The sequence below is a fragment of the Candidatus Accumulibacter sp. ACC003 genome (assembly GCF_907163085.1).
Classification (GTDB): Bacteria; Pseudomonadota; Gammaproteobacteria; order Burkholderiales; family Rhodocyclaceae; genus Accumulibacter.
This window is the reverse complement of the sequence record NZ_CAJQTX010000009.1, coordinates 442,329-467,462: the sequence shown is the minus strand read 5'-3', so window position 1 is coordinate 467,462 and position 25,134 is coordinate 442,329. Positions and strand designations below refer to the sequence as shown.

At 64.4% G+C, this 25,134-nt stretch carries 18 protein-coding genes and 1 pseudogene; 7 read left to right on the top strand and 12 right to left on the bottom strand.

Annotated elements, in window-relative coordinates:
- Nucleotides 1–31 precede the first annotated feature (31 nt).
- Nucleotides 32–1,078: an inorganic phosphate transporter gene (locus tag QZ656_RS20550; protein ID WP_291995130.1), complete on the top strand. Its 1,047-nt coding sequence runs from the start codon at nt 32–34 to the stop codon at nt 1,076–1,078.
- Nucleotides 1,079–1,099: 21 nt separating this feature from the next.
- Entirely contained in the window at nt 1,100–1,738 is a 639-nt protein-coding gene (locus tag QZ656_RS20545; RefSeq protein ID WP_291995274.1) for a DUF47 family protein, read from the top strand.
- A 249-nt stretch (nt 1,739–1,987) separates the two neighbouring features.
- On the opposite strand, the pseudogene QZ656_RS20540 reads toward QZ656_RS20545, so the two are convergent.
- Both QZ656_RS20540 and QZ656_RS20535 read right to left on the bottom strand, forming a co-directional pair.
- Nucleotides 1,988–2,652, bottom strand: a pseudogene (locus tag QZ656_RS20540) (SCO family protein).
- Between the two features lie 235 nt (nt 2,653–2,887).
- Nucleotides 2,888–3,136, bottom strand: coding sequence for a hypothetical protein (locus QZ656_RS20535; protein ID WP_291995129.1), 249 nt, complete (start codon nt 3,134–3,136; stop codon nt 2,888–2,890).
- A gap of 331 nt (nt 3,137–3,467) precedes the next feature.
- Between QZ656_RS20535 and QZ656_RS20530 the strand changes: the two genes are divergently transcribed.
- Nucleotides 3,468–4,658 carry a class I SAM-dependent rRNA methyltransferase gene (locus tag QZ656_RS20530; RefSeq protein ID WP_291995128.1) on the top strand — a complete coding sequence of 397 codons (1,191 nt, stop codon included), beginning with the start codon at nt 3,468–3,470 and terminating at the stop codon, nt 4,656–4,658.
- Between the two features lie 42 nt (nt 4,659–4,700).
- On the opposite strand, the gene msrA is transcribed toward QZ656_RS20530, so the two are convergent.
- Genes msrA through QZ656_RS20515 form a run of 3 tightly spaced genes read right to left on the bottom strand, consistent with a single transcriptional unit; the run spans nt 4,701 to nt 6,701 of the window.
- A complete protein-coding gene (gene msrA, locus QZ656_RS20525; protein ID WP_291995127.1) occupies nt 4,701–5,327 on the bottom strand; it encodes a peptide-methionine (S)-S-oxide reductase MsrA in 627 nt (208 codons plus the stop codon).
- Nucleotides 5,324–5,845, bottom strand: a complete 522-nt coding sequence (msrB, locus tag QZ656_RS20520) for a peptide-methionine (R)-S-oxide reductase MsrB (RefSeq protein ID WP_291995126.1) — start codon at nt 5,843–5,845, stop codon at nt 5,324–5,326. The genes msrA and msrB overlap by 4 nt, the downstream gene beginning before the upstream one ends.
- A 19-nt stretch (nt 5,846–5,864) precedes the next feature.
- Complete coding sequence (locus tag QZ656_RS20515) at nt 5,865–6,701, bottom strand: thioredoxin family protein (RefSeq protein ID WP_291995125.1); 837 nt, start codon at nt 6,699–6,701, stop codon at nt 5,865–5,867.
- Nucleotides 6,702–6,990: 289 nt separating this feature from the next.
- On the opposite strand from QZ656_RS20515, the gene QZ656_RS20510 reads away from it, so the two are divergent.
- Genes QZ656_RS20510 through hslU form a run of 3 tightly spaced genes read left to right on the top strand, consistent with a single transcriptional unit; the run spans nt 6,991 to nt 10,177 of the window.
- A complete protein-coding gene (locus tag QZ656_RS20510) occupies nt 6,991–8,286 on the top strand; it encodes an STAS domain-containing protein (protein WP_291995124.1) in 1,296 nt (431 codons plus the stop codon).
- A 20-nt stretch (nt 8,287–8,306) separates the two neighbouring features.
- Nucleotides 8,307–8,843: an ATP-dependent protease subunit HslV gene (gene hslV / locus QZ656_RS20505; RefSeq protein WP_291995123.1), complete on the top strand. Its 537-nt coding sequence runs from the start codon at nt 8,307–8,309 to the stop codon at nt 8,841–8,843.
- A 2-nt stretch (nt 8,844–8,845) separates the two neighbouring features.
- On the top strand, nt 8,846–10,177 hold the full coding sequence (gene hslU, locus QZ656_RS20500; RefSeq protein ID WP_291995122.1) for an ATP-dependent protease ATPase subunit HslU: 1,332 nt from the start codon (nt 8,846–8,848) through the stop codon (nt 10,175–10,177).
- A gap of 55 nt (nt 10,178–10,232) precedes the next feature.
- On the opposite strand, the gene QZ656_RS20495 is transcribed toward hslU, so the two are convergent.
- From QZ656_RS20495 to aceB, 3 genes are all read right to left on the bottom strand, one after another.
- Nucleotides 10,233–10,661 carry a universal stress protein gene (locus tag QZ656_RS20495; protein WP_291995121.1) on the bottom strand — a complete coding sequence of 143 codons (429 nt, stop codon included), beginning with the start codon at nt 10,659–10,661 and terminating at the stop codon, nt 10,233–10,235.
- Nucleotides 10,658–11,404 (bottom strand): TerC family protein, encoded by a 747-nt coding sequence (locus QZ656_RS20490; RefSeq protein ID WP_291995120.1) that lies wholly within the window; start codon nt 11,402–11,404, stop codon nt 10,658–10,660. Before QZ656_RS20490 ends, QZ656_RS20495 begins: the two co-directional genes overlap by 4 nt.
- 262 nt (nt 11,405–11,666) lie before the next feature.
- Complete coding sequence (gene aceB, locus QZ656_RS20485; protein ID WP_291995119.1) at nt 11,667–13,265, bottom strand: malate synthase A; 1,599 nt, start codon at nt 13,263–13,265, stop codon at nt 11,667–11,669.
- Between the two features lie 116 nt (nt 13,266–13,381).
- Between aceB and QZ656_RS20480 the strand changes: the two genes are divergently transcribed.
- The gene (locus QZ656_RS20480) at nt 13,382–14,290 is read left to right on the top strand and encodes a LysR family transcriptional regulator (protein WP_291995118.1); all 909 of its coding nucleotides are present in this window, start codon (nt 13,382–13,384) and stop codon (nt 14,288–14,290) included.
- A gap of 41 nt (nt 14,291–14,331) precedes the next feature.
- Here QZ656_RS20480 and QZ656_RS20475 read toward each other — a convergent pair whose 3' ends face one another.
- From QZ656_RS20475 to QZ656_RS20460, 4 genes are all read right to left on the bottom strand, one after another.
- Entirely contained in the window at nt 14,332–14,742 is a 411-nt protein-coding gene (locus tag QZ656_RS20475) for a hypothetical protein (protein WP_291995117.1), read from the bottom strand.
- A 365-nt stretch (nt 14,743–15,107) separates the two neighbouring features.
- Nucleotides 15,108–18,059, bottom strand: a complete 2,952-nt coding sequence (locus QZ656_RS20470; protein ID WP_291995116.1) for an HD domain-containing phosphohydrolase — start codon at nt 18,057–18,059, stop codon at nt 15,108–15,110.
- A 163-nt stretch (nt 18,060–18,222) separates the two neighbouring features.
- Nucleotides 18,223–19,521, bottom strand: a complete 1,299-nt coding sequence (gene aceA / locus QZ656_RS20465; protein WP_291995115.1) for an isocitrate lyase — start codon at nt 19,519–19,521, stop codon at nt 18,223–18,225.
- 239 nt (nt 19,522–19,760) lie between these two features.
- The gene (locus QZ656_RS20460; protein ID WP_291995114.1) at nt 19,761–24,938 is read right to left on the bottom strand and encodes a RecQ family ATP-dependent DNA helicase; all 5,178 of its coding nucleotides are present in this window, start codon (nt 24,936–24,938) and stop codon (nt 19,761–19,763) included.
- Between the last annotated feature and the right edge of the window lie 196 nt (nt 24,939–25,134).

Here is a 25,134-nt window from a genome sequence, read left to right as displayed (position 1 = left end):
CGCAGAGGCCTTTTTTACAAGAGGGGTGCGTATGGATACTTTGTTCTGGATGGCCGCCGCCACGGTGGTCGTCGTCCTTATTTTTGACTATACCAACGGCTTCCACGATGCGGCGAACATTGTCGCGACGGTCATCGCGTCGCGGGCGATGACGCCGGTGCAGGCCGTCTTGATCGTCGGTTTCTTCGAGTTCCTCGGGCCCATGCTCGGCGGTACGGCGGTCGCCAACACCATCGGCAAGTTCGTCAACCTGAATGATGTCGATCCACAGCTTGCGGTGTTGATCATGTTCTGTGGTCTGCTCGGCGCCATCGTCTGGAACCTGGCGACCTGGTGGCTCGGCATTCCCTCGTCGTCGTCGCATGCGCTGGTCGGCGGACTGGCCGGAGCGGTCGTTGCGGCAGTCGGCTCCGAGCACGTCATCTGGGGCTTCCATGAGTTGATGACCCAAGGCAAGATGACCGGCGTGATGAAGGTCCTGCTGGCACTGTTCGTCTCGCCACTGCTCGGTTTCTGGGTCGGTTTCGGCATACACCGCCTCGGCCGCAGGCTGCTGGCCGGCGCCAGGCCGACGGCCAACGCCACGCTGCGCAAGATGCAGTTTGTCACCGCCGCCGGCCTGGCCTTCTCGCACGGCGCCAACGACGCACAGAAGAGCATGGGCATGCTGACCCTGGTGCTGCTGCTGGGTGGTTTCATTCCGACCTTCGAAGTGCCATTCTGGGTCATTCTGGCGTGTGCGACGGCGATTACCCTGGGGATCATGTCCGGCGGCTGGCGCATCGTCCGCACGCTGGGTTTCGCCATCTATCGGGTGCGGCCGCTCCACGCTTTCGATTCGCAGCTGACTTCAGCGCTGCTGATTTTCACCGCGTCGATGATCGGGGCGCCGGTGTCTACCACGCACGTCGTCGCCACCTCGATCATGGGCATCGGCTATTCCGAGCGCCCGCGTGCCGTCCGCTGGAAGAAGGCCAAGGAGATCGCCAAGACCTGGGTGATCACCATCCCGGCGTCGGCGCTCACGTCAATCGTTATTTACGCCGTTACCCGAGTCATGCTCGGTCAGCACAACTGAGGAGATGAACCATGGAAGACCATCAAAGCCAACCAGCCCATTTTCCGTCGCCTGTACGAGCGCGTCTTCCCGACTGTTGCCGACTTCTTCGGCATGCTCTCCGAACAGAGCGCCAACGCCGCGGAAACCACCCGTCTGTTGGTCGAATTCATGGAGACCGGCGACGTGGCGGTCAGCCAGAAAGTTCGCGCCGACGAGCATCAGGCCGACCGCATCAAGGCCAGCAACCTCGGGATTCTCGCCGAAGCCTTTTCGACACCGATTGACCGCGAGGACATCCATCGCGCGATCATGACCCTCGACGACATCGTCAACTACTGCAAATCAACGGTTGTCGAGATGGACGTTCTCGGTCTGCAGCCCGACAAGTTCAGCCTGGAAATGGCGCTGCACCTGCGCGAAGGCACTGACGCGCTGGCCAGAGGTTTCGCCCGTCTGGCGACCGATCCGGCCGCTTCTGGCGTCGACGCCGCCGCCGCACGGAAAGCCGAGCGGACGGTCGAGAAAGCGTATCGGCGAGCGATCGTCGAACTTTTTCAGGGCGACAACTACCTGAACATGTTCAAGCGGCGTGAGACCTATAGGCACATGTCCAACGCCGCTGACCGGGTCGCCGACGCGGCCAATGCGCTGGACGACATCGTCGTCAAATTGTGCTGAGAAACCCTGTTTATCTTGGGCTTGTTTTCGCGAAAGTTTGGGCTTACATTCACTGTGCCAATGAGGGCTGAGTTACAAGGAGATGCGTATGAGGAAGCTGAACGCTGGCCTGATGGCCTTGGCGCTGGCGCTATCAAGTGCAACTGCTGTCGCCTGCTCGGCTGATAAGGCCAAGGATGGCGAGACGGTGACGAGCACTCCGGCCAAACCCAGGACCTGACTGTCGGTACCTTTAACAACGCGCGGCGCCTACCAAAAGTAGGCGCCGCGTTGCTTTTTGGTGCTTCTCCTTGAGGCTGTGCTATGCCGCCAGTCGTCGCTGCAGTAGCCGGTGAAGGTGTATTGCAGTTCGTTCTCGTCGGGGCAGTTGCCGACCTGCAGCGCCGTCGTCAGCTGCGGGCAGGACAGTGTTTCGGCTGCGCTGGCGCTTGGCGTCGGAGCAAGATCAGGACAAGCGAAGCGGATCTCATGAGCGGTCCTCCAGGTGAACGTGGGAAATCGATGCGGCGCAGCTGAGTCCTCGCCCAGCGGCGGCGCTGGCCGGGCGCCCGGCCGGTAACGGCTCTGAGCGATCAGTTCGCGGATTCGCTCGGTGATCTCGGCCGGCGGCATGGCGTAAGCGAACTTCCGCAGATAGCGGCCATTGGGGCCGAGCAGGTACATCCCGGCCGAGTGGTCGACGGCATACTGTTCGGCCGGCGAACCTGGTTCGCGAAGCTTCTCATAGCGCACCTGGAAGTCGTCGGCGGCTCTTCGGACGAGTGCCGGCGAACCGCTCAGGCTGATGATCCGGGGGCGAAGAAGGCGGCGTAGCTGCGCAGCACACTGGCCGTGTCGCGTTCGGGATCGACGGTGACGAAGAGGGCTTGCACGCGGTCGGCGTCGTCGCCGAGGCTGTTGATGGCCAGGGCCATTTCAGCCAGCGTCGTCGGACAGGCGTGTAGCCAAAGGTCAGCAGCTGAAGCCTTCCCGGGAAGTTCCCGTTGCTGACTGCGCGGTCATTGGCGTCGATCAGCAGGTAGCGGCCGTTGCGCGGTGTCGCCGCGGTGGCGCTGGCCTGCTGGTCAGCGACGCCATCGCTGGCTGTCGTCGGCAGCGCCAGGCCGCTTGCCAGCAAAGCGACGAGCAGCTTCTTGAGCGGCCGCTGCATTACCTGGCCGCTGGCGGCGGCGCTGGCAGGGCAAGCTGCGAGCGCTTCGACAGCGCGCGCAATTGGCTGGCGAAGTCCTCGGCTGTCGGGCACGCCTGCTGGCCATTGCCTTGCGCCAGAAAAGCGCTATTGGTCGGTTCTTCGAAGCGCTCGCCGTAGCTACGCGTTTTCGGCGCGTGCTCAATGACCAGTTCTTTCACCGGTTTGACGATGTCCATCTGGCCGCAGGCCAGTGCCTGGCCGTTCAACTGCCCAATCTCACCGATGGCAGCGAGTCCGGCTGCGGGCGTGGCGGCCGCCGGCCCGGCGAGTAAACCGGGATGAACAGCAAGGTCAGGCGTTTCATCAGGGCTCCAGCGGTGACGGTCGGCGTACGGCGTTCGATTGTCGGGGCATCGCGCCGGAGCATTCGTTGATGGCGCTCAAAAAGCTCGGCAGCGCTTGATCGCCGGGCGATCTGCTGGGCAAGTGGCGGCCGCCGCGGTCGATGCCGAGCGGCGTCGCGTACGCGGCGGACACTGGTACACTGCGCCGCTCACCATTGACGCTGGCGGCGACGCCGGCTACCGGATACCCAGCATGGCTCAACTCGTTCTTCTGCCGGGCAAGGATCGCTCGCTTGCCCGTCGTCACCCGTGGATTTTTGCGGCGTCGGTCGATGGTTTGCGCGGTCGCGCACGCCCGGGCGACACCGTCGAGGTCGTTGCCGCCAACGGTCGGCCGCTGGCAAAAGCGGCGTGGAGCCCGCAATCGAAGATCCGCGCGCGCGTCTGGAGCTTCGACGCCGACGAAATAATCGACGACGTCTTTTTCAAGCGGCGGATTCAGGCGGCGGTACAACGTCGGCAGGATTTGCCCGAATTGCGCGGTCACGACGGCTTGCGGCTGATTCATGGCGAGTCCGACGGGCTGCCAGGGTTGATCGCCGATCGCTACGGCGACACGGTGGTGCTGCAGTTGACGGCCACCGGTGCCGACAAGTGGCGCCGGGCGATCGTCGCGGCACTGCAGCAGGCGACGGGCTGTGCGCGCATCTACGAGCGTTCGGATTCCGACGTGCGCCGGCTCGAAGGCCTTGAGCCGGTGAGCGGCTGGCTGCTCGGCGAAGCGGCGGATGAAGCGCTGGTGATCGGCGAAAACGGTATCCGCCTCAAGGTCGATATCGTAGCCGGCCACAAGACGGGTTTCTATCTCGATCAGCGCGACAATCGTTTGCTGACCCGCGAGCTGGCCGCCGGTCGGGCGACGCTCAACTGTTTTTGCTACACCGGTGGTTTTTCGCTGCAGGCGCTGGCGGGCGGCGCCACCAGCGTGCTCTCAATCGACTCGTCGGCGCCGGCGCTGCGCACCGCCGCCGACAACCTGTTGCTCAACCCGCAGCTCGATGCGACGCGTGCCGAGTGGCGTGAGGACGACGTCTTCAGCGCCTTGCGAGCGCTCAAGAGCGATGCTCGGCGTTTCGATCTGATCATTCTTGATCCGCCCAAGTTCGCGCCTTCGGGCGCGCACGCCGAGGCGGCTGCCCGCGCCTACCGCGACATCAACGTCTTCGGCTTTCGCCTGCTCAATCCGGGTGGATTGCTGATGAGCTATTCGTGCTCGGGCGGCATCCGCCGCGAGCACTTCCAGGAGATCGTTGCCGACGCCGCCGTCTCCGCCGGCTGCGACGCCCGCATCCTGCGTCGCCTGGCGGCGCCGCCAGACCATCCGGTGGCGTTGCATTTCAGCGAGGGTGAATACCTCAAGGGCCTGCTCTGCCAGGTTGATTGAGCGTCTGGCGGCGGTCGCCGGCGGCCTCGCCAGCGACGCGCCTTAGTGGCTTCCCCAGATCTTCTCGATCCGCTGGTCGCGGCCGCAGCCGCTACGGTAGTAGGCGTAACGGATGGGATTCTTCTTGTAGTAGTCCTGGTGGTACTCTTCAGCCGGGTAGAAGGTCGTTGCGGCGGCGATTTCGGTCTCGATGCGCGGCAGCTTGCCGCTGGCCAGAAGGGCGTCGCGGCTGCTTTCGACGACCTTGCGTTCGTTCTCGCTCTGCCAGTAGATGCCGCTGCGGTACTGGCTGCCGACGTCGCAGAACTGCCGGTTCCTGGCGGTCGGATCGCTGTGCCGCCAGAAGTATTCGACGAGTTGTCCGTAGCTGATTTTTTGCGGGTCGTAGAAGACGCGCACCGCCTCGGTGTGGCCGGTGCTTCCCGAACTGACTTGTTCGTACGTCGGGTTGAGCGTCTGGCCAGCGGTATAGCCGGACTCGACGGCCGTAACGCCCGGCACTTTCTCGAAATCGGCCTCGCTGCACCAGAAACAGCCAGCCGCAAAAATCGCGCTGCTGCTGGCGGCTGTTTTGGCCGCGGGCAGTTCGGCAGCGCTGGCGTCAGCGCCGAGTAGCAGCAGCAAGGGGCCGAGGGCAGCGAGCCCGGCGAGCGGCAGGCGCCCGCTCATGCCCGCAGCTCCGGCAACTTCTCGTCGCGCGGCACGAAGAGCAGCGCCAGGCCGTTGTTGCAATAGCGTTTGCCCGTCGGCTTGGGGCCGTCATTGAAGATATGGCCCTGATGTCCGCCGCAGCGCGCGCAGTGGTACTCGGTGCGCGGATAGATGATCTTGAAGTCGATCTTGGTCGCCACCGCCGCCGGCAGAGGCTGCCAGAAGCTGGGCCAGCCGGTACCACTCTCGTATTTGGCCGAGCTGTCGAACAGCGGCAGGTAGCAGGCGGCGCAGACGAAGGAACCGTCACGCTTCTCCTGGTTCAGCGGGCTGCTGCCAGCGCGCTCGGTATCTTCCTCGAAGAGGACACGGTAAGCCGGCAGCGGCAGCAAGGTGGCCCATTCGGCCTTCGACTTCTGCAGTCCCTTGCCAGCGTCGGCGCTGGCCCCGCTGGCCCAACTGGGGCCGCTGGCGGCAACCGGCAGAATCAAGGCCGACAGGCCGCCCAGCCATTTCAGTGATTGACGACGATCCATTGCTTTCTCCATAAAAAAATTAACCGTTGATTTGAGTGGCGGGCTGTTGCCAGGCGCAGTCGGCTATCGCCAGCGCCTGCAGTACCTCGCCCGCTCGCCGGTCCTGAACAAATGCCGCCAGACGCAGACGCTCGCGCCGCCAGTTGGCCGGGAGCGTCAGCGTTTGCCGCCAGACCGTCTGCCCGGTTGGCGCGTTCAGCGCAATCGGCGTAGACCAGAAGCGCACCACGCGTTCGTGCTGCAGGCTGACGCCGCGGTTCTCGCCGGCACGAACTTCGCTGCGCAGCGCGTCTTCGTAAATCACCACGATCGCTTCTGCCGTCGGCGCCGAAGGAGGCCGGTCGCGCAGCGTGAAGCGTGCTTCGAGATCCAGCGCAGAGTCGCCCGCCGACTGCATCTGCAGAGCGATGTCGGCCGCCGCCGGCAAGCGGTTTATGGCCTCGACGCGCTTGGAAAAAGGCGCCTGCTGGTGCCAGTCGCGAGTTTCTTTCATGCCGGTAAAGACCTCGGGCGTGTAAATCGTGCTGGCTGCCGCCAGATTGCTCAGCCATCGCTGACGTTCGGCGAAGCGCGGCTGCGCGAAAGGATCGCGCCAGCCGATGTCATCCCAGTAATCGACGTGTAGAGACAAGGCCAGCAGTTGTTCGTCCGAAAAGCGCTGCGACAGTTCAGCCAACCAGCGATCTGCCGGCGGGCAGCTACTGCAGCCTTCCGAAGTGTACAGCTCGACCAGCGCGACGCGATGCGCTGGACTGTGCTTGGCGCAAGTCGCGATCTGCGCCGCCGATGACGGCCCGGCCAGGCCAAGTAGGCTCAGCGCCGCGACTGCTGTTGGCCATCTACTGGCGGAAGGCATTGCTTTCTCCTGAAGGTTGTTTGACCGATGGTCGTCCGGCGCGCTGAAAACCTTACGCCTGGTCGCCGCCGCGACTCACGAAGCTTGCTGTTCGCTGCCGCGCGAAGTGCCAGGGTCGGGGGGCGCGAATGGCCATGACCGCTAGCCGCTGCGGCTTGCTCCGGGCGTTCTGCCGATGCTCTCTGGCCGATTGCTTCGCCTTGCGCGAGTTTGGCGGCGGTGCCGACGCTAGACCGTGCCGCCAGATACCGCGATTCGCCGGGATTGAAATTGCAGTGCAGCGGACGATGTGTTACAAGATGATTTTGTCGTCAGGCCACGCTCGCTACTCTGCCCAGCCATGGTTTTTTCGTTTTTCAAGAAGCAGCCGCCGGAAAAGAAAATGGTTGCCCGGCCAGCAGCGGTGCCGCGACCGAACGACGCGCGCGGCCTTGCTTCGGATGCCGCAGACGAAACACCGAAGCCGTCGTCATCGGTGCCGGTAGGTGTTTTCGTCCGCTCGGACGCGACGTTCTCCTCGCCGGTGACCCAAACCGAAGGCCCGCCGCTGGAACTCAGCGAGTTCGTTTTCAGCGAGCTGGCTGCCGAGTTCCAGCTCGAAGCCGAAGCCGACCCGATCGACGCTGCGGCCGAAGAGGCGGCGATGCTTTTTGCCAACGGCCAGGACGACGTGGCGCGAACGGTGTTGGAACGGTCGGCGCGCGAGAACGGCTTGGGTTCTGGCGAGCGCTTCTGGTTGATGCTTTTCGACCTCTTCCGAGTGACCGGCCAGAAAGCGGCGTTCGAGGCGCTGGCCGTCGACTACGCACGCTCTTTCGAGAAATCGCCGCCGATCTGGCGCGACCTTGCTGCGCCCGTCGCCGTTCAGGCCAAGGTCGTCGGGACGGTCCTCTTCAAGGGCGAGTTGACCGGCGACAACGATGCCGGATTCGAAGTTGTCCGGGCGGCGCTCAAGAAGAACCCGCATCTTCGCCTTGATCTGTCGAAAGTGCGCAAGCTTGACGCTGGTGGCTGTGAGCGTCTTCTGGCCGTCCTGCAGAACGCCCGCAGGAGTAAAGGAGAGATTGAGCTGCGCGGCCGCGATCACCTGGCGGTGCTCCTGGATAGTCAGATCGCGGCTGCCCGGTCCGACGGCCGTGCTTGTTGGTTGCTGAACCTCGAACTGTGTCAGCTGCGTGGGCAGTTTGAGATTTTCGAGGAAATGGCGATCAACTATGCGGTGACCTTCGAAATTTCGCCACCGTCGTGGGAATTTGATCGCGTCGCGGAAGCCGAACCATCGCCGCTGGTGCTGGCGGCTGCCGACCAGTTGCTGACCGAAGCCTATGTCATCAAAGGTGAAATCAAGGGCGTACGTTTTGGCGATCTGGCGGCTTACGCCGCGGCCAACGATCCGGTAGTGGTCGATTGTTCGACGCTGACGCGCATGGACTTCCTCAGCGCCGGCGCCTTGCTGAACGTGCTGTCGGTGGTCAAGCGGACGGGTCGGCAGATCGTCGTCCGTCACCCCAACCACCTGCTTGCCGAGTTGTTTCGCGTCGTCGGGCTGCGCGCCGTGGCCGACATCGAGCTTGCCAGAAACTAGACCAATAACAGGAGTGCTCGATGGATCAGTACCACGGGACGACGATTTTGTCCGTTCGCCGGGGCGCGTGCGTGGCGATGGCCGGCGACGGTCAGGTAACGCTCGGCAATCTGGTGATCAAGGCCAGCGCACGCAAGGTTCGACGTATTCATCAGGGGGCGATTCTCGCTGGCTTTGCCGGCGGCACCGCCGATGCCTTTACCCTGTTCGAGCGTTTCGAAGCCAAGCTCGACAAGCACCAGGGTAATCTCCTGCGCTCGGCGGTAGAACTCGCCAAGGATTGGCGCAGCGATCGCGCACTGCGCCGGCTGGAGGCCATGCTGGCGGTCGCCGACCGTGACAATTCGCTGATCATTACCGGCAATGGCGATGTCGTCGAGCCCGAATACGGGATCGTGGCGATTGGCTCGGGCGGCGCTTTTGCCCACTCGGCCGCACGCGCGCTGCTGGAAAACAGCGAACTCGATCCTGCCGAGATCGTCCGCAAGTCGCTGCTGATTGCCAGCGAGCTGTGCATTTACACCAATCAGAACTTGACCATCGAGGTACTTGAGTAGCCATGTCGTCCATGACCCCGCAGGAAATCGTATCCGAACTGGACAAACACATCGTGGGCCAGGGCAAAGCCAAGAAGGCCGTGGCGATCGCGCTGCGTAACCGCTGGCGACGCGCGCAGGTGGCCGAGCCCCTGCGTCAGGAGATAACGCCGAAGAACATCCTGATGATCGGCCCGACCGGCGTTGGCAAGACCGAAATCGCGCGCCGCCTGGCGCGGCTGGCCAACGCGCCGTTCATCAAGGTCGAAGCGAGCAAGTTTACCGAGGTCGGCTATGTCGGTCGCGACGTCGAAACGATCATCCGCGATCTCGCCGAGATTGCCGTCAAGAGTGGCCGCGAGCAGGCGATGACGAGCGTTCGCGAGCGCGCCCAGGACGCCGCCGAAGAGCGCGTACTCGACGCTCTGCTGCCGCCCGCGCGCGGCGCTTCGTTCAATGACGGCCAGCCGAGCGAAGACGGCTCGACGCGGCAAAAATTCCGCAAGAAGCTGCGCGAAGGGGGGCTGGACGACAAGGAAATCGAGATCGAGGTCGCGGCACCGTCGATGCAGGCCGAGATCTTCGCGCCGCCGGGAATGGAGGAGCTGACCTCGCAGATTCAGGGCATGTTCCAGAACATCGGTGGCGGTCGCAAGAAAGCGCGCAAACTCAAGATTTCCGATGCGCGCCGCTTGCTGATCGACGAGGAGGCGGCGAAGCTGGTCAACGACGAGGAGGTCAAGCTCGAGGCGGTGCGTAACCTCGAGCAGAACGGCATCGTCTTTCTCGACGAAATTGACAAGATCGCTTCACGCAGCGAGACGCACGGCGTCGACGTCTCGCGCCAGGGCGTGCAGCGTGACTTGCTGCCACTGGTTGAAGGGACGACGGTGTCGACCAAGTACGGGATGATTCGTACCGATCATGTGCTGTTCATTGCCAGCGGCGCCTTCCACCTGGCGAAACCGTCGGACCTGATCCCGGAGTTGCAGGGTCGTTTTCCGATTCGCGTCGAACTCGATTCGTTGTCTGTGGCCGACTTCGAATGCATTCTGACGCAGACCGACGCCTGCCTGACCAAGCAATATGAAGCTTTGCTGAGCACCGAGGGCGTGACCCTGGCCTTCGCCGCCGATGGCGTCCGCCGTCTGGCCGAGATCGCCTGGTCGGTCAACGAAAGGACCGAGAACATTGGTGCGCGGCGCTTGTACACGGTCATGGAGCGACTGCTTGAAGAGGTCTCCTTCTCGGCTGGACAGGGGGGGGCGGAGCGGCTGGCCATCGATGCCGGCTACGTCGACGGTCGTCTCGTCGAGCTGGCCAAGAACGAGGACCTGTCGCGCTACGTCCTGTAGCGAGTAGTCGCCTTCGTCGCGCTGCTCGGGCAGCGGGCGCCGTCTGACGAGCGCCTTATTTCACGACCATTACCGGTAGCTCGGTCAGATGAACGACCTTGGTGGTTATCGAGCCGAGCAGGATGCCGCGCACCGAGCCGAGGCCACGCGACCCCATGATGATCAGCGTGCAAGCTTGCTCGCGGGCGAAGTCGGCGATGGTCTGGGCGACGTCGCCGACGACGATATGCGGTGCGTACGCGATTCCGGCCGCCTCCAGCTTGCTGCGAGCGTCGGCCAGGGCGGCGTTGGCGGTCTCGCGATGGTAGTCCTGGACGACGCTGCTGCTGACAAAACGGGTGACGTCGGAGGGTAGTGGTGGCTGCACGTTCAGCAGACTAATCCTGGCGACGACGGCGCTGGTCACCGGGTCGCGGACGACGTGATCAACGGCGCGCAGAGCGGCTGGCGAGCCGTCGACGGGGATTAACCAATGCGGTTTCATTGCTGTTCTCCTTCGCTCAATGCTTGTTCGTTCGCCGCCCGGGCGGTGCTGACGCTGCGCTGCGCTCGGAGCTGCCGGCTGGCCAGCCATTTTCCGACGGCAATGACCAGCAGCGCACCGAGTGCCGACGCCAGGTAGTGGCCATGTGGGACGATCTCGCGCCAGGCCGCCGGCAGCGCCGGGTCGGTGAGCAGCATGCCGCCGCCGATCCAGCCGAGCAGTGCACCACCAGCGGTGATCACGATCGGGAATCGATCCATCAGAGCCAGGACCAGTTTGCTGCCCCAGACGACAATCGGAATCGACACGGCGATTCCGAAGACGACCAGAATGATCGAGCCGTGCGAGGCGGCGGCCACGGCGATGACGTTGTCGACGCTCATCACGGCGTCGGCGACGATGATCGTCTTGATGGCTCCCGCCAGCGAGGCGCTGCCGACGACCTTGCCGTGCGCATCTTCTTGTTCAGGGATGACCAGTTTGATGCCGATCCAGAAGAGCAGCAGGCCACCGATGATCTTCAGGTAAACAACCGCCAGCAGCTGCAGGGCGAAATAGATCAGCACGACGCGCAGCGCGATGGCGCCGACGACGCCCCAAAAAATTCCCTTGTTGCGCTGCGCTTCGGGCAACTTGCGGCAGGCCAGGGCAATGACTACGGCGTTGTCGCCGCCGAGCAGAATGTCGATGGCGATGATTTGCAGGACAGCGAGCCAGAAGGTCGGCGAAGCGAGGTCAGGCATAAGGCGGGGCGATCCTTGCTGTCTGGCGTGGCCCGCACAAACCTGGCTTGGCGGCCGGCCGCGGGCGACTGTGGGGCACTACGCCGGTCAGGCGAGGGCGCACCGGAAGCTGCGCATTTTCGCACAAATGCTCAGTGAAGACTGCCGCGCGAACCGCGGCGGGAGCGCAGAACGACGAAAGGCGCCCGGCGTATCCCGCCTGGCGCCTCGAACGCTGTGCCGGCCACGGGCAGTCGTTGCCGTGGCCGAATTCAGCGCCGCCTCAGTCCATTGCTTCGTACAACGGCAGTGTCAGGAACTCGGGATAGTCCGGGGTCAGCGACATCTTGTCGAAAATCTCCGCCGCTTGATCATAGGTGGCGGTGTCTTCGCCCTGCGCGCTGACCGCTGCTTTCACCTTGGCGAGTTCTTCGGCGATCATCCCGCGCACCATTTCGGCGGTGACCTTGCGGCCGTCGTCGAGAACGCCTTTTGGCGAGATCACCCATTGCCAGACCTGCGAGCGCGAGATTTCCGCGGTCGCCGCGTCTTCCATCAGGTTGTGGATCGGCACGCAGCCATTGCCGGTCAGCCAGCTGCCGAGGTAGTGAATGCCGACGTTGATGTTGTTGCGCACGCCGGCTTCGGTGATCGGTTGCGAGGGTTGGAAGTCGAGGAAGTCAGCGGCCGTGAAGACCTCGTGGCGTTGCTTGTCCCACTGGTTCGGGCGGTCGCCGAGCACTTTCTGGAACTCCTCGGCAGCGATCGAGACCAGGCCCGGGTGCGCGACCCAGCCACCGTCAAAGCCGTCATTGGCGTCGCGCGCCTTGTCGTGACGGATTCCGGCCAGCGCTTTTTCATTGGCCTTGGGGTCGTTCTTGATCGGGATCAGCGCGCTCATGCCGCCCATTGCCGGCGCACCGCGCGAATGGCAGATCTTGACGAGTTGCAGCGCATAGCTGCGCATGAACGGGACTTCCATGGTGATCGCCGCGCGGTTGGCGAGGCAGAAGTCGGGGTTCTTCTTGAACTTCTTGATGCACGAAAAGATGTAATCCCAGCGCCCGGCGTTGAGCCCGGCCGAATGCTCACGGAGTTCGTAGAGAATCTCTTCCATCTCGAAGGTCGCCAGAATCGTTTCGACCAGCACCGTCGCCTTGATCGTTCCCTGCGGCAGCCCGATGTGCTCCTGGGCCATTACGAAGATGTCGTTCCACAGCCGCGCTTCGAGATGCGACTCCATCTTCGGTAGATAGTAGAACGGGCCGGCGCCACGCGCGACCTGCTCGCGGGCGTTGTGGAAGAAGACCAGCGCGAAGTCGAAGATGCCGCCGGAAACGCGCCGGCCGTCGACGGTCACGTGCTTTTCGTCGAGGTGCCAGCCGCGCGGACGGATTTGCAGGGTCGCGACCTGGTCGTTCAACCGGTACTCCTTGCCCGCTTCGTTGACGAACGACAGCTCGCGCCGGATTGCCTTGTAGAGGTTGACCTGGCCCTGAATCTGGTTGTCCCACTTCGGGCTGTTCGAGTCCTCGAAGTCAGCCATGTACGAGTCGGCGCCCGAGTTGAAGGCGTTGATCACCATTTTGGCTTCGACCGGGCCGGTGATTTCGCTGCGGCGACGCTCGAGCGCTTTGGGCAGCGGGGCAACGCGCCAGTCACCTTCACGAATGTTCCTGGTTTCGGGCAGGAAGTCGGGCATCTCGCCGGCGTCGATTGCCGCTTGACGGTCGGTGCGCGCCTGCAGCAACTCCTGTCGAACACCTTCGAAGGCACGGTGCAGTTTGGCCACCAGAGCCAGCGCGTCGGCGGTTAGAATCGATTCGTAAGCAGGCTGGATGGGGGCGGTGATTTCCATCCCGGCGGGCAGATTGAGGCTCATGCGGTGGCTCCTGGCTAAGGTTTATGCTGCGATGCAAGATTATATTCAATGCGGCCGTAGAAGATAAGAGCGATTAAAATCAAAGTATCTTTTACTTCTGGTATGTAATCGAGACGATGGATCACCTCAAGCAAATCCGTGCCTTCGTCGATTCGGCGACGCGTGGCAGTCTGTCGGCGGCGGCCAGGCTCGAAACCGTCACGCCGGCGGTGATCGGCCGCCGGCTTGACGCGCTGGAGGCTCGTCTCGGCGTCAAGTTGCTGCTGCGAACGACGCGCAAGCTGTCGCTGAGCTTCGAAGGGCAAGCCTTCCTCGAGGACTGCCAGCGGATCCTCAATGACCTGGCGAACGCCGAGGCGGCGGTGTCGCTCGGTGGCATCCGCGCCAGCGGTCATCTGAGGGTGTCCGCTCCGGCCGGTTTCGGGCGTCGTCATGTAGCGCCGCAGGTGGCGGCATTCATGGAGGCCAATCCCGACGTCAGCGTTCGCCTCGATCTGAGCGATCGCGTCGTAGACCTGCTCAAGGAAAGCGTCGACTGTGCGGTGCGTATCGGCGAAATGGCCGATTCGAGTCTGGTCAGCAGCAAGTTGGGCGAGATGCGCCGAGTGGTCGTCGCCAGTCCGGCCTACCTGGCGCGGCACGGCGTGCCGCTGATACCTGCTGACCTGTCCACGCACGACTGTTTGTCGCTCGATCAACAAGGGGGCTGGGCGCTGCGCGACGCGGTCGCGGGTGAAGTGCTGCAGCGCAAGGTGTCGGGGACTTTCGAGTGTAACGATGGCGCGGTCCTGCACGAATGGGCGCTGGCCGGCAAGGGTCTGGCGTGGCGGTCGGTCTGGGAGGTCGGTGAAGACCTGCGCAGTGGTCGCTTGTGCTCGCTACTCGACGACTATGCGGCGCCACCAGTAGGCATCTATGCGGTATTCCCGCAGCGCCGGCACTTGCCGCTGCGGGTACGGCTGTTTATCGACCAGCTGAAGAGCACCTTTGGCGATCGGACGTACTGGGGGCTGGGCGACGGCTGAGCGCGGGTCTGGCCCTGGCGCGCCGCTACCTGGCCTGCTGATCATGCGTCGGCGGCCGCTTTCTTGGCCGCTCGCAGCAGCGCTTTCCTGGCTTTCTCGGCCTTGATGTGCGCCAGGGCTTGCGCCCGATTGCACTCCTTGCAATAGGAGTGCAGGCCATCGGTGCTGCGCGAGTTCTTGTGGAAATCGACTACCGACTTTTCTTGCTTGCACTTGACGCATGTTTTTGTGTTCATTGAAGTGACCGAATCGGAGGAGTCGTTGGCGAGCGAATGACAGTCCAGCGGCTGCCCCGGTTGTTCGGCGGCGTGCGGCATGGCCGCTGGCGCCGCCGCGTTCTCGCTTGCCGGGTGCGGTGGCAAATGCTCAAGCACGCGGCTCGGAAACGAGGTGGGCGGGCGGTCGATGCCGATTGCTGGCCGGGGCGGCTGCGCGAGGGAGAAGTTGTTCATTCGAAAGAGTCCTGCAGAAAGCGGTTGAATGGCTGCCGGCGGTTACCGCTGGCGGCCCGGCGTGGCGACCCCGGTAGCGCCGCCAAGGGAGCGCGCCAGGCAAGTTGATTGAATACTAGCAAAGATTGTGCCTACGAATAAAGGGAGTTTATTTAATCATGGGCTTAGCGCTCTCAGCGCTTGCGTTTATCTTGATGCGGTCGATGATTCGGGCGCGGCTGTAAAGAAAGCTGACAGTCGTCGCCGGGCAGCGGACGCCGCGATCGCCGGGCAGCCGCCGCCCGCCGCTGCCTGCTGACGGCAGGCGGCGGTTGGATCGTCGGGTGAGCGGCGGCCGACGCGGCTGGCGGTGACTCGCCAGCGTGTCAGGTCACGGGCGGCGGATGGTGAACGCCTTCGAGCAGGCGATCGACGTCGACGTTTGCCGGGTCGATCTGTTCGGGTTGCATGAAGCGCTGGGCGTAGTCGAGATAGACCCCGGAGCGCAGGAAGAGGGCAAAGAGTTCGCCGTCGATGTGCTGCTCTTGTTGCATCCGCGACATGATGGCGATGGCCTCGGACAGGGTCTTGCCTTTCTTGTACGGGCGGTCGATCGCGGTCAGCGCTTCGAAAATGTCGGCGATCGCCATCATCCTCGCCAGCGGGCTCATTTGCGTACGCGTCAGGCCGCGCGGGTAGCCGCTGCCATCCATCTTTTCATGGTGGCCGCCGGCAATTTCGGGAACTTGCCGGAGATGTTTCGGAAACGGGAGTTGGGCCAGCATGATCAGCGTCTGCACGATGTGCTCGTTGATCTTGTAGCGCTCCTCGGCCGACAGCGTGCCGCGTGCAACGGCCAGGTTGTAGAGTTCGCCGCGGTTGTAGAGCTGCGCCGGGACGGCCATGCGAAATCCCCAGGGATTGTCTGACGACAAGCTATCTTGCGGGCGCCGCGGCAAGAGGTGTTCGGGCTTGTCGGCGAGCAGCGCCTCGACGACGGGCAAGGTCGCGGCGGCCGTTTGCGCCTTGCGCTGCTTTTCCTCGTGCGAGATGCCGATACGGTCGTCGAGCGTGCGCCACCAGCTTCGTCCGGCGATCGCCGTGAGGCGATCGATGCTTGCCGGGGCCATGAATTCGCCGCCTTCGTTACACGCCGCGACGAAGGCGAAGTCGTCGTCGATCTGCCGCAGCTCGGCGGCCAGCCGGGCGCGCACCGGCGCTTGGTCGTGGCCACTGATGATCGCCTGCAGGCAGCTGATCTCGGCATCACGCTTGAGCACCTCGAAGCGCATCCGCACTTCGTGGATGCGGTCATGAATGGTTTCCAGCTTGGTCGCCTTGTCCACCACGTATTCGGGAGTGGTGACCTTGCCGCAGTCGTGCAGCCAGGCGGCGACGTGCAGCGCTTCCCAGTCATCGACGCTGAGCTGAAAGTCCCGGTAGGCGCCGCTGTCGTCGTCGCAAGCGGCACGCGCGAGCATCTTGGCCAGTTCCGGGACGCGCGCGCAATGGCCGCCGGTGTAGGGGCTCTTGGCGTCGATCGCCGCGGCGATCAACTGAATGAAGGCCTCGAAAAGGTCTTTCTGCGCCTTGATCAGCGCCTTGCTTTCGAGCGACACCGCTGCCGACCCCGAAAAGGCTTTGACAAAACTCAGGCGGGCGTCGTCGCTCGGCGTTTGGCACAGGAGGAGCATGGCGCCGACCAGTTCGGCCTGGCGATTGAGCAGCGGCACGGCGATGGCGTCGCGGGCATCAGCAAAGCCAGCCGTGGCGTCGGCGAGCAGCGCCAGGTCTTGCGGCTGCAAACGCCCAGCGCGCGCGACGCCATCGGCGAGCGCCGCACCGAGCAGCGGCCCGGCATTCGCGACGTCGATCGCTGACAGCTGGCCGCTCAGGTCGGTGCCGCTACTGCTCAGCGCCGCCGCGGCGTGCAGCTTTGTTCCCTCGGCCAGATAGAGCACGCCGGCGCACGCTTCGGATGCCGACAGAGTTTCGGCGAGCAAGCGCGGCAATAGTCGATCGAAATTCTGCTCGGCGGCGACCGCGTGGCTGATGCCGAGAAAGCGGCAGATCGTTCGCTGCATGGCGTCCATGGTCAGTGACAGCTGGTTGACTTCCTTGATCGCCGAGTCAATGGCGATCGGCTGTGAGAAGTCGAAGTGACGAATTTTCTCCGCGGCATCGGCCAGGTGGCCGAGCGAGCGCGAAATGCTGCGCGCCAGCAGCCAGGTAAAGGGAATCGTCAACAGCAGGACCAGCAGGGTGGCGACCGCCGAACGCCGCATGAGATCGAGGGCGCCGGCCATCAACTCGTTTTCGGGTACGGCGGTAAGCAGGTACAGCGGCGAGTCGTCGCGGCCGATGGGGCTGATCGACGCCCGCCAGGCACGGCCGTCGACGTCCAGGCGCAGGGTCTGCGCTTGTCGCCCGTGGCCGTTTTCCGGCAGCGCCGTGACGGCCGCCAGTAGCGGCACCAGCACCGGCACGCCGAGGGCGTCGATCCTGACCAGATGGGGCTTGCCGTCAGCTTCGGCGGCCGGGCGCGCCAACCGCGAAACGTCCTCGTAAGCCAGCGCGTAACCGTGGCTATCGACAATCACCAGCTCGTTGCCCGGCGTCGCCTTCTGTTTTGCCAGCAGCTGGCCAAGGCTGTGCAGCATGATATCGGCGCCGGCCACGGCTCGCCCGCCAGCGCCCTGCCGGGCGAGCGTGACGCCGACCTTGCGGCTGGAAAAGAACAGGTAGGGAGCTGTTTCGATCAGTATCGGCGAGGCCATTGCCTGGGTGAACCAGACGCGCTGCCGCGGATCGTAGGTGGCAGCGTAATCCGGACGGTCGTCCGCACGCAGCGTGCGCAGCGTCGCGTCGAGGTAGATGAAGCGTCCGCGCGCCCTGGCAGCGGCTCGCTCGATGCTCTGTACGACGTAGACCGCGCCAGCTGGAACTTTGGCCGCCTCGCTTTCGGCACCATCGCCGACGTGGCCGATCAGGAAGAAGTCGCCATTGGCGTAGCCGACATAGAGCGAGGTTAGCGCTGACGAACTGTCGAGCGCCTGGCGCATGAACTCCAGGTACTGCAGCCGCTCGCTGAGCGACGTCGCTTGCGTCACCTGCTGCAGGCTCAGCAACGTGGTCGCTACCTCGGCCGGTTCGACGATCCGTTGCATCTCGATTTGCGCCTCACGGCTGATCTGCGTCGTCCGGTCGGCGGCAGCCGCTTCCAGCAGTTCGCTGCTGAGCTTGTAGCTGATCGCCGTCAGGACGCCGCAGACGAGCAGAATCATCGTCAGAAAGAGCGTCGAGATGTGGACGTGGAGCGGGTAGCGATGGCGCATCATCGTGCCTTCGTGGCAGCTAATTGATGGCCTAGAGTAATCCCGAAAATCGCGATGGAGCGTTGATTTAATCACGCTCAGGCTGCTGCAGCGGCAGCCGTCGATGACGGCGCCGAGCATAAAAAAAGCCGCGCAGCGCGCGGCTTTTCGGCGATCAAATGGCCGCTTAGTGGAACTGCTCTTCTTCGGTCGAACCGGTCAGCGCGGTGACCGACGATGTACCGCCCTGGATGACGGTGGTGACGTCGTCGAAGTAGCCGGTGCCGACTTCTTGCTGGTGCGAGACGAAGCTGTAGCCGCGGTCGCGCGCCGCGAATTCCGGCTCCTGCACTTTTTCGACGTAAGCGGTCATGCCGCGTTTGACGTAGTCCTGCGCCAGATCGAACATGTGGTACCACATGTTGTGGATGCCGGCGAGGGTGATGAACTGGTACTTGTAGCCCATCGCGCCAAGCTCCGTCTGGAATTTGGCGATGGTCGCGTCGTCGAGGTTCTTCTTCCAGTTGAACGACGGCGAGCAGTTGTAGGCCAGCATCTTGCCCGGGTGCTTGGCATGCACGGCTTCGGCGAACTGGCGCGCGAACTCGAGATCAGGCGTGCCCGTTTCGCACCACACCAGGTCGGCGTAGTCGGCGTAGGCGACGGCCCGCGAGATTGCCTGCTGGAGACCTTTGTTGGTCTTGTAGAAGCCTTCCGCCGTGCGCTCGCCGGTGACGAAGGGCTTGTCGTTGTCGTCGCAGTCAGACGTCAGCAGGTCTGCCGCTTCGGCGTCGGTACGGGCGATAACCAGCGTCGGCACACCACAGACGTCGGCGGCGAAGCGCGCAGCGATCAGCTTCTGGACGGCTTCCTGCGTTGGCACCAGAACCTTGCCGCCCATGTGGCCGCACTTCTTGACCGACGCCAGTTGGTCTTCCCAGTGCACGCCGGCAGCACCGGCGCGGATCATTGCCTTCATCAGTTCAAAGGCGTTCAGCACGCCGCCAAAACCGGCTTCGGCGTCGGCAACGATCGGCGCGAAGTAATCGATGTAGCCCTTGTCGCCCGCGTTGATGTCTTTCGAGCACTGGATTTCGTCGGCACGACGGAAAGAGTTGTTGATCCGCTCGACGACCTTCGGGACCGAATCGACGGGGTACAGCGACTGGTCGGGGTACATCGCCGCGTACGAGTTGTTGTCGGCGGCAACCTGCCAGCCCGACAGATAGATCGCTTTGACGCCGGCCTTTACTTGCTGCATCGCCTGGCCGCCGGTCAGCGCACCCAGACAATTGACGAAGGGCTCGTTGTTGACCAGATCCCAGAGTTTCTCGGCGCCGCGCCTGGCGACGGTGTATTCGATCGGGAAGGAACCACGCAGGCGGACCACATCGGCCGCCGAGTAGCCGCGCTTGATGCTCTTCCAGCGGGGGTTTTCGGCCCAGTCTTTTTCAAGTTCGGCGATCTGCTGTTCTTTTGTGCTCATGATTTGGCTCTCCAAAATTAGGAAGTGCGGTTGCGACGATGCTGACGCCTGGGGAGTCGAAGCAGCAACAAGGCTATCGACAACGGCTAAGCAATGGTATTCAGTATAAAGGTGTTTGCTAATGCTGGCAACGGTCTTATATAAGACATAAGATATATTTTTTAAGCAGACAAAACAGTTATTTGCCGTTTTTGTCCCGCATTGCGAGAGGGGATTCTCTACCGCGAAATGTTTCGTGCCTATGCCTGACGTATTTCCGGCGCGAAGACCAGTTCCGGAACGATCACCTCCCAGCGCTCGCAGCGCGCTTGTTCGAGGTATTCGGGCTTGCCGTCGTGGCGGTAGCGGACGATCACCGCGGCGACGCGCGCGGCGATGCACGATAGGCCCCGGGGTGGCGTGTAGCTGGCAGCCAGGCGGCCGATCAGATTGCCCGGCGCATCGCGCAGCAAGCAGCGCCGGCCTTGCCAATGCAGCTGCAGCGGTGCTCCAGGTGTCAGTTCAGCGAGCGCCGCGTGCAGCGGGTGTTGGGCAGCAAAGCGGCCGGCAAAGCCGAGATCGACCTCGCCCGGATGCAAGGGCTGGTAGACCCAGGAGAATTCGGCGGCTGGCGGCGGCAGCGCGCTGGCTGGACGACGCAACAAGGACGGCGACGCCGGCAGTTCATCGAGCAGGCTTTGCCCGCCATCGAGACGCGCCAGCAGCAGCGTCAGCCGGGCGCGCGTCATCGCCACGTAATACAAGCGGCGTTCGGCGTCCGCATCGTCCTGGCGCTCGTGCCGGTCGCTGCTCGCCCCCCAGCCGCCGTCGAGCACCGCCACGTGGTCGAACTCCAGCCCTTTGGCACGGTGCGCGGTGAGCAGCAGCAGGCCGCTTTGCCGCCGCCGCGCCTCGCGGCCCCATTCGGCGAGCCATTCGACGAAGTGCTGCCGCGGCAGTTCGGCGGCGCCGGTCTCGGCGCCATATTCGGCGACGGCCTCGGCGAGCATCGCCGTCGTCGGGCTGGCCGATCGCTGCTCTAGCCAGGCGGCAATCCGGGCCGCGTCGATCAGCTCGCCGGCGTCGCTGTGCAGCCAGTCGAGCAGTGCCTGTGTTTCGCGCCGACGCCAGAACGGCGTCGTTTCCTCGTTGGCCATCTGTACCGGGATGCCCAGCAGTTGGCAGCCGCTGCGCAGTGCTAGTAGCCACTTCCATTCGCGGCCGATCACCGCGCAGCGCGCCCAGTCCCAATCCGTGCTCAAGCTGGCCAGGCGCTGCAGCTCGTTGATCACCGCCAGCGCCTGCGTGCGCGCGTCACGGCCGACCGGCAGGATCTGGACCCGCCCCTTGCCGATCGGGTCGAGCTTGCTCCATGCGCCACCCGCTGGCGCTTTACGGCGGCCGCGGGCGATGCGGATCGGGTGTGCCGCTTTCAGGCGGTCAGCTGCCGGCGCGATGAGTTGGTTGGCGACTTCGATCAGATGGGCGCTGGCCCGGTAGTTGTCGACCAGGTGTGCCGCCCTGGCCGCATAGTCGGTCTCGAAGCGGCGGATGAAGGCTACCGATGCGCCGTTGAACGCGTAGATGTTCTGGTCGTCGTCGCCGACCGCGAAGAGATTCAGGCGGCTGTCTTCGTCGCTGCTGCTGCGCCCGGCCAGCGCGGCGATCAGTTCGTACTGCTGCGGTCCGATGTCCTGGTACTCGTCGACCAGAATCCAGCGAAAGCCGGCGAGCAGCCGGTCGCGTTGCGCGTCGGCCTGCTCGGGCGGCAGCCCGCCGCCCTTGAGGAGCTCGATCGCCTGGCGGCGAATTTTCTCCAGCGCGGCGTCGAAGGCCAAGCCATCGCCGGCGAAAGCCTGTTCGCGGCCGACGAAACTCGCGCCGACCAGACGCATCGCCAGGGCGTCACAGGTGAGCACGCTGACCGCGCTGGCGTCCTTGCCGATCAAGGCCTGCAGCCGCTGCCGGATAGCCGCCGCGGCGTGCCGGTTATACGCCAAAGCGATAATTCCATGCGGGTTTTCGCGACGGGCCCGCAAGAGGTAGGCAATGCGGTGCACCAGCACCCGCGTCTTGCCCGACCCCGGGCCGGCGAGCACCAGCACGTTGCAGTTCTCGCGGTCGTCGGCGACGATCGCTTGCTGCACCGGATTGGCGAGTGCTTCGACAATCTGCCGCCACGACTGCGGCGTCGTTTGCCGCGTCAGTTCGTGCTCGCGCTCGGGTAGCCAGCGCTGCATGAACTCGTCACGCGGCAGCTTGAAATAATCGACCGTCAGTCGCAAGGCGTCGGCCATCGCCTGCAGGCCGCGCTGGACGTATTCGGCCATCACGTGGATTTGCACCACCTGCTCGTCGTAGTGCAGCTTGAGCGGCGCGAAGTCGGGTTGCTGAAATTGCCGCTTGCGGTCGGCGTCGAGGTGGATGCTCATCGCCGGCCGGAAAACGGCCAGCCCCTTGTTCAGGCGAATCGCTTCTTGCTCGTGCAGCCAGAGCAGCGCCCGGTCAAGCAACTTCGACGTCTCCTTCGCTTCCGACTTCAGGATCAAATCGTCTTCGAGCGCCGCCAGCAAGCGACCGAGCGTTGTTTCGGCAAGCTGGTCGGCGCCGCGTACGCCGCCTGGCAGACAGTCCAGCAGGTGTTCGAGCAGCCGTGCCGCAGCGCTGCGGCGCAGCTGCGCGGTGCGCGCCAGCGCCGACCACTCGCGTTGCAGACGGATGGTCAGCGTTTCGGCGTCGATCCGGCGGGTGACGATACTGCCGACGCCGCCGTCTTCGTGGCGACCGTCGCCGGCCAGACCGGCGAGAACTTGCCGCAGGCGTTCCGGTAGCGCGCCGTCGTGGCCGTCGTCCCGCAGGCGCTGGCTGAGCCGCCGCAGATGCAGCAGCGACGATTCGCCGCGCGCCAGGTCGGGCGCCTGCTCGCGCAGCAGGTCGATCAGCGCGACTTCAAGACGAGCGGCGCGTTCATGGCGTTGCCGCGACGAGTTCTCGACGCCGACCTGCAGGTACGCTGTCAGCGCCGTGTCGTTGCTGGCGATACCCAGACGTTCGAGGTCGTAGAGGGCGGCGCGCAGCCTCTCCGAGCCGAGGCCGGAGACGCCCATCAATTCGTCGGTCGACAGCCCTTCATCGGGCGCTGCGCCAATCAGCGCTTCGACCACCGCCAGCAACTGCCGCCGGTATTCGGGCTGCAGCCCGGCGCGAGCACACTTTTGGCGTGCCTGTTCCAGCGACGCGACGCGCAGCGACGACGGAAAAACCTGCACCCGATTCTCCTCGCGTGTCAGCAGGTGCGCTTCCTCGAGCCAGGACACCGCCGTTCGCACGCGCGTGTCGTCGGTCGCCGAATCGCGCTCGAAGCCACCGTCTTCGTCTTCGGCGAGGATTTCGCCCGCCGTCGCGACGACCTCGCCGTCTTTGCGCTTTTTGCGGTCGAGTTGCCGCAAGGCCCGCAGGATGGCCTGGATCTCCTTGCGGTTGAGCCGCGATCGGGCTGACATGCCGAACTGACGTTCGACGTCTTCGGGCGTATACAGCAGCACGCAGCGCGCCGCCGCCTGGTCGCGACCGGCACGGCCGGCTTCCTGCAGATAGCTTTCGAGCGAGCCCGGGATGTCGGCGTGGATCACCAGGCGGACGTCGGGTTTGTCGATCCCCATGCCGAAGGCGTTGGTCGCGGCAATCACCCGCAGCTCGCCGCGGATGAACGCTTCCTGGACGGTCTTCTTGCTCTCTGGCGGCAATCTGGCGTGAAAGTGGGCCGCCGCCAGTTGCTTGTGCACCAGGAAGTTGGCGACTTCCTCGCTGCTCTGGCGCGTCGCACAATAGACGATCGCGCCGCCCGGGCCGTCGTCGGGTAGCTCGGCGGCGATCAACTGGTGAATGTGCGCGAACTTCTCGGCCGGCGTCGTCGGTAGCACCGCGAAATCGAGGTTGCTGCGACTGCTGCCGCCATCGAAGCAGTGCAACTCGACGCCGAGTTTCTCGGCAAAATGGCCGACGATGTCGGCGATCACCTCGGGCTTCGCCGTCGCCGTCAGGCACAACAGCGGCGGCAGCGGGCCGTCAGCGGCTTTTTCGCGGATGAAGCGTCCGACGTAGCGATAATCCGGGCGAAAAGCGTGTCCCCATTTCGACAGGCAGTGCGCCTCGTCAAGCACCCAGCCGCCGATTTCACGCTGCCCGAGGACCTTGCGCAGCGCCCGGTTGCGCAGCTGTTCGGGTGAGACGATCAGTATGCTGACGTCGCCCAAACGCACGCGGTCGAGTGCGTCGGCGCGTTCGGGCATCGACAGCAGGCCGTTGATCGCCACACCGCTGTCGACGCCACGCGCGCGCAGGCCGGCGACCTGGTCGGCCATCAAAGCCACCAGCGGCGAGATGACGACGGTCAAGGCGCCGCGGTTCTCGTAGTGCGCCAGGGCCGGAATCTGGTAGCACAGCGACTTGCCGGTGCCGGTCGGCAGGATGCCGAGCACGTGTTCGCCGCGCAGCGCCGCCTCGACGATGCTCTGTTGCAGCGGCCGGCCGTCGGCCGCCGCCGGCTCGGGACGGAAAGTGCTAAAGCCGAACCAGCGCTGCAGCGCCCTGGTGGCGTCGTGATGTTCGCTGCACCACGGGCAATCATGATTCCCGCAGGCCTGGTCGCGGAGCTGCCGAAGCAGCTGCGCGGCCAGGGGAAACTGGTGGCGTACCCACGGCGGCATTACCGAGTTGCCGCCGGCGACCGACAGCCAGGCCAGCGCGTAGGCCAGTGACCAGCCGTTCTGCGCCGCCTCGTCGAGTATCTTCTGCGCCTGCGTCGGGCAGCCGCGACCGTCGACGCACAGCGCCATCGCCAAGCGTGCCTCGGCGGCGTGCGGGCGGAGTCGCCGCCGCAGCGTGCTGAAAAAACTGTTCAGCCCCGGGACGCGCTGGTCCAGCGTCGTCAGCCAATGCCAGGCGACGAGCAATTCCGGCGCTGCACCGTTGACCTGCAGTAAGGCCTGGTACTGGTCATGAAATACCTCGAGCGCCAGCTGCGCGTCGAGCAGCGGGTCGTTGAGCTGCCCGCGTCTGAGCCCGCCGTCCTGATAATGCTTGACCAGATGGTGGTAGGGATGGCGCGGAAAAGCCAGCGGGTTGAGCCACAGCGTATCGACCGCCGGCAGCGCCAGCAGCCGCAGCCCGGGCATTGCCGCCAGCAGATGCGGACGGTCGAATTCGATCAGATTGTGTCCGAGGAGGAAGCTACAGCCATCGGCCAGTGCGTCCAGCCGGTGCAGCGCGCCAGCCAGATCACCGCCGTCGAAGCGCCAGGTCTCGCCGGTATCGCCGCGTACCGCTGCCAGCTTGTGGATCCGCCGCGTTTGCACGCCGACCTCGAGGTCGATCGACAGACAGCGCGGTTTGAACGGCGCGACGGTGCTCGGCGGTCTTTCTGCGGGATCGCTCATGGCCGTCATGATACTTGGCAATGGCATGTCGGGCGGTACGCTCGCGCCCTGGTCACGCCGGATTGCAGCGGCAGCGAAGCGGACCCTTGTCGCGTCGCTCAGCCGCGAGGCTCCGAGACGTCTTTAATGTGAAAGTCGCGTACGCGACTCACGAAACTCCCGTCTCCCCTTGCGGGAGAAGGGCCAGGGGAAGAGG

Bases quoted from the DNA above. Each gene is read 5' to 3' on its own strand.
- hslU (WP_291995122.1), top strand. From the start codon at position 8,846: ATGTCGTCCATGACCCCGCAGGAAATCGTATCCGAACTGGACAAACAC.
- aceA (WP_291995115.1), bottom strand. From the start codon at position 19,521: ATGAGCACAAAAGAACAGCAGATCGCCGAACTTGAAAAAGACTGGGCC.
- QZ656_RS20475 (WP_291995117.1), bottom strand. From the start codon at position 14,742: ATGAACAACTTCTCCCTCGCGCAGCCGCCCCGGCCAGCAATCGGCATC.
- msrB (WP_291995126.1), bottom strand. From the start codon at position 5,845: ATGGATCGTCGTCAATCACTGAAATGGCTGGGCGGCCTGTCGGCCTTG.
- QZ656_RS20480 (WP_291995118.1), top strand. From the start codon at position 13,382: ATGGATCACCTCAAGCAAATCCGTGCCTTCGTCGATTCGGCGACGCGT.
- QZ656_RS20495 (WP_291995121.1), bottom strand. From the start codon at position 10,661: ATGAAACCGCATTGGTTAATCCCCGTCGACGGCTCGCCAGCCGCTCTG.
- QZ656_RS20530 (WP_291995128.1), top strand. From the start codon at position 3,468: ATGGCTCAACTCGTTCTTCTGCCGGGCAAGGATCGCTCGCTTGCCCGT.
- aceB (WP_291995119.1), bottom strand. From the start codon at position 13,265: ATGAGCCTCAATCTGCCCGCCGGGATGGAAATCACCGCCCCCATCCAG.
- QZ656_RS20515 (WP_291995125.1), bottom strand. From the start codon at position 6,701: ATGCCTTCCGCCAGTAGATGGCCAACAGCAGTCGCGGCGCTGAGCCTA.
- QZ656_RS20470 (WP_291995116.1), bottom strand. From the start codon at position 18,059: ATGATGCGCCATCGCTACCCGCTCCACGTCCACATCTCGACGCTCTTT.
- QZ656_RS20550 (WP_291995130.1), top strand. From the start codon at position 32: ATGGATACTTTGTTCTGGATGGCCGCCGCCACGGTGGTCGTCGTCCTT.
- hslV (WP_291995123.1), top strand. From the start codon at position 8,307: ATGGATCAGTACCACGGGACGACGATTTTGTCCGTTCGCCGGGGCGCG.
- QZ656_RS20490 (WP_291995120.1), bottom strand. From the start codon at position 11,404: ATGCCTGACCTCGCTTCGCCGACCTTCTGGCTCGCTGTCCTGCAAATC.
- msrA (WP_291995127.1), bottom strand. From the start codon at position 5,327: ATGAGCGGGCGCCTGCCGCTCGCCGGGCTCGCTGCCCTCGGCCCCTTG.
- QZ656_RS20460 (WP_291995114.1), bottom strand. From the start codon at position 24,938: ATGAGCGATCCCGCAGAAAGACCGCCGAGCACCGTCGCGCCGTTCAAA.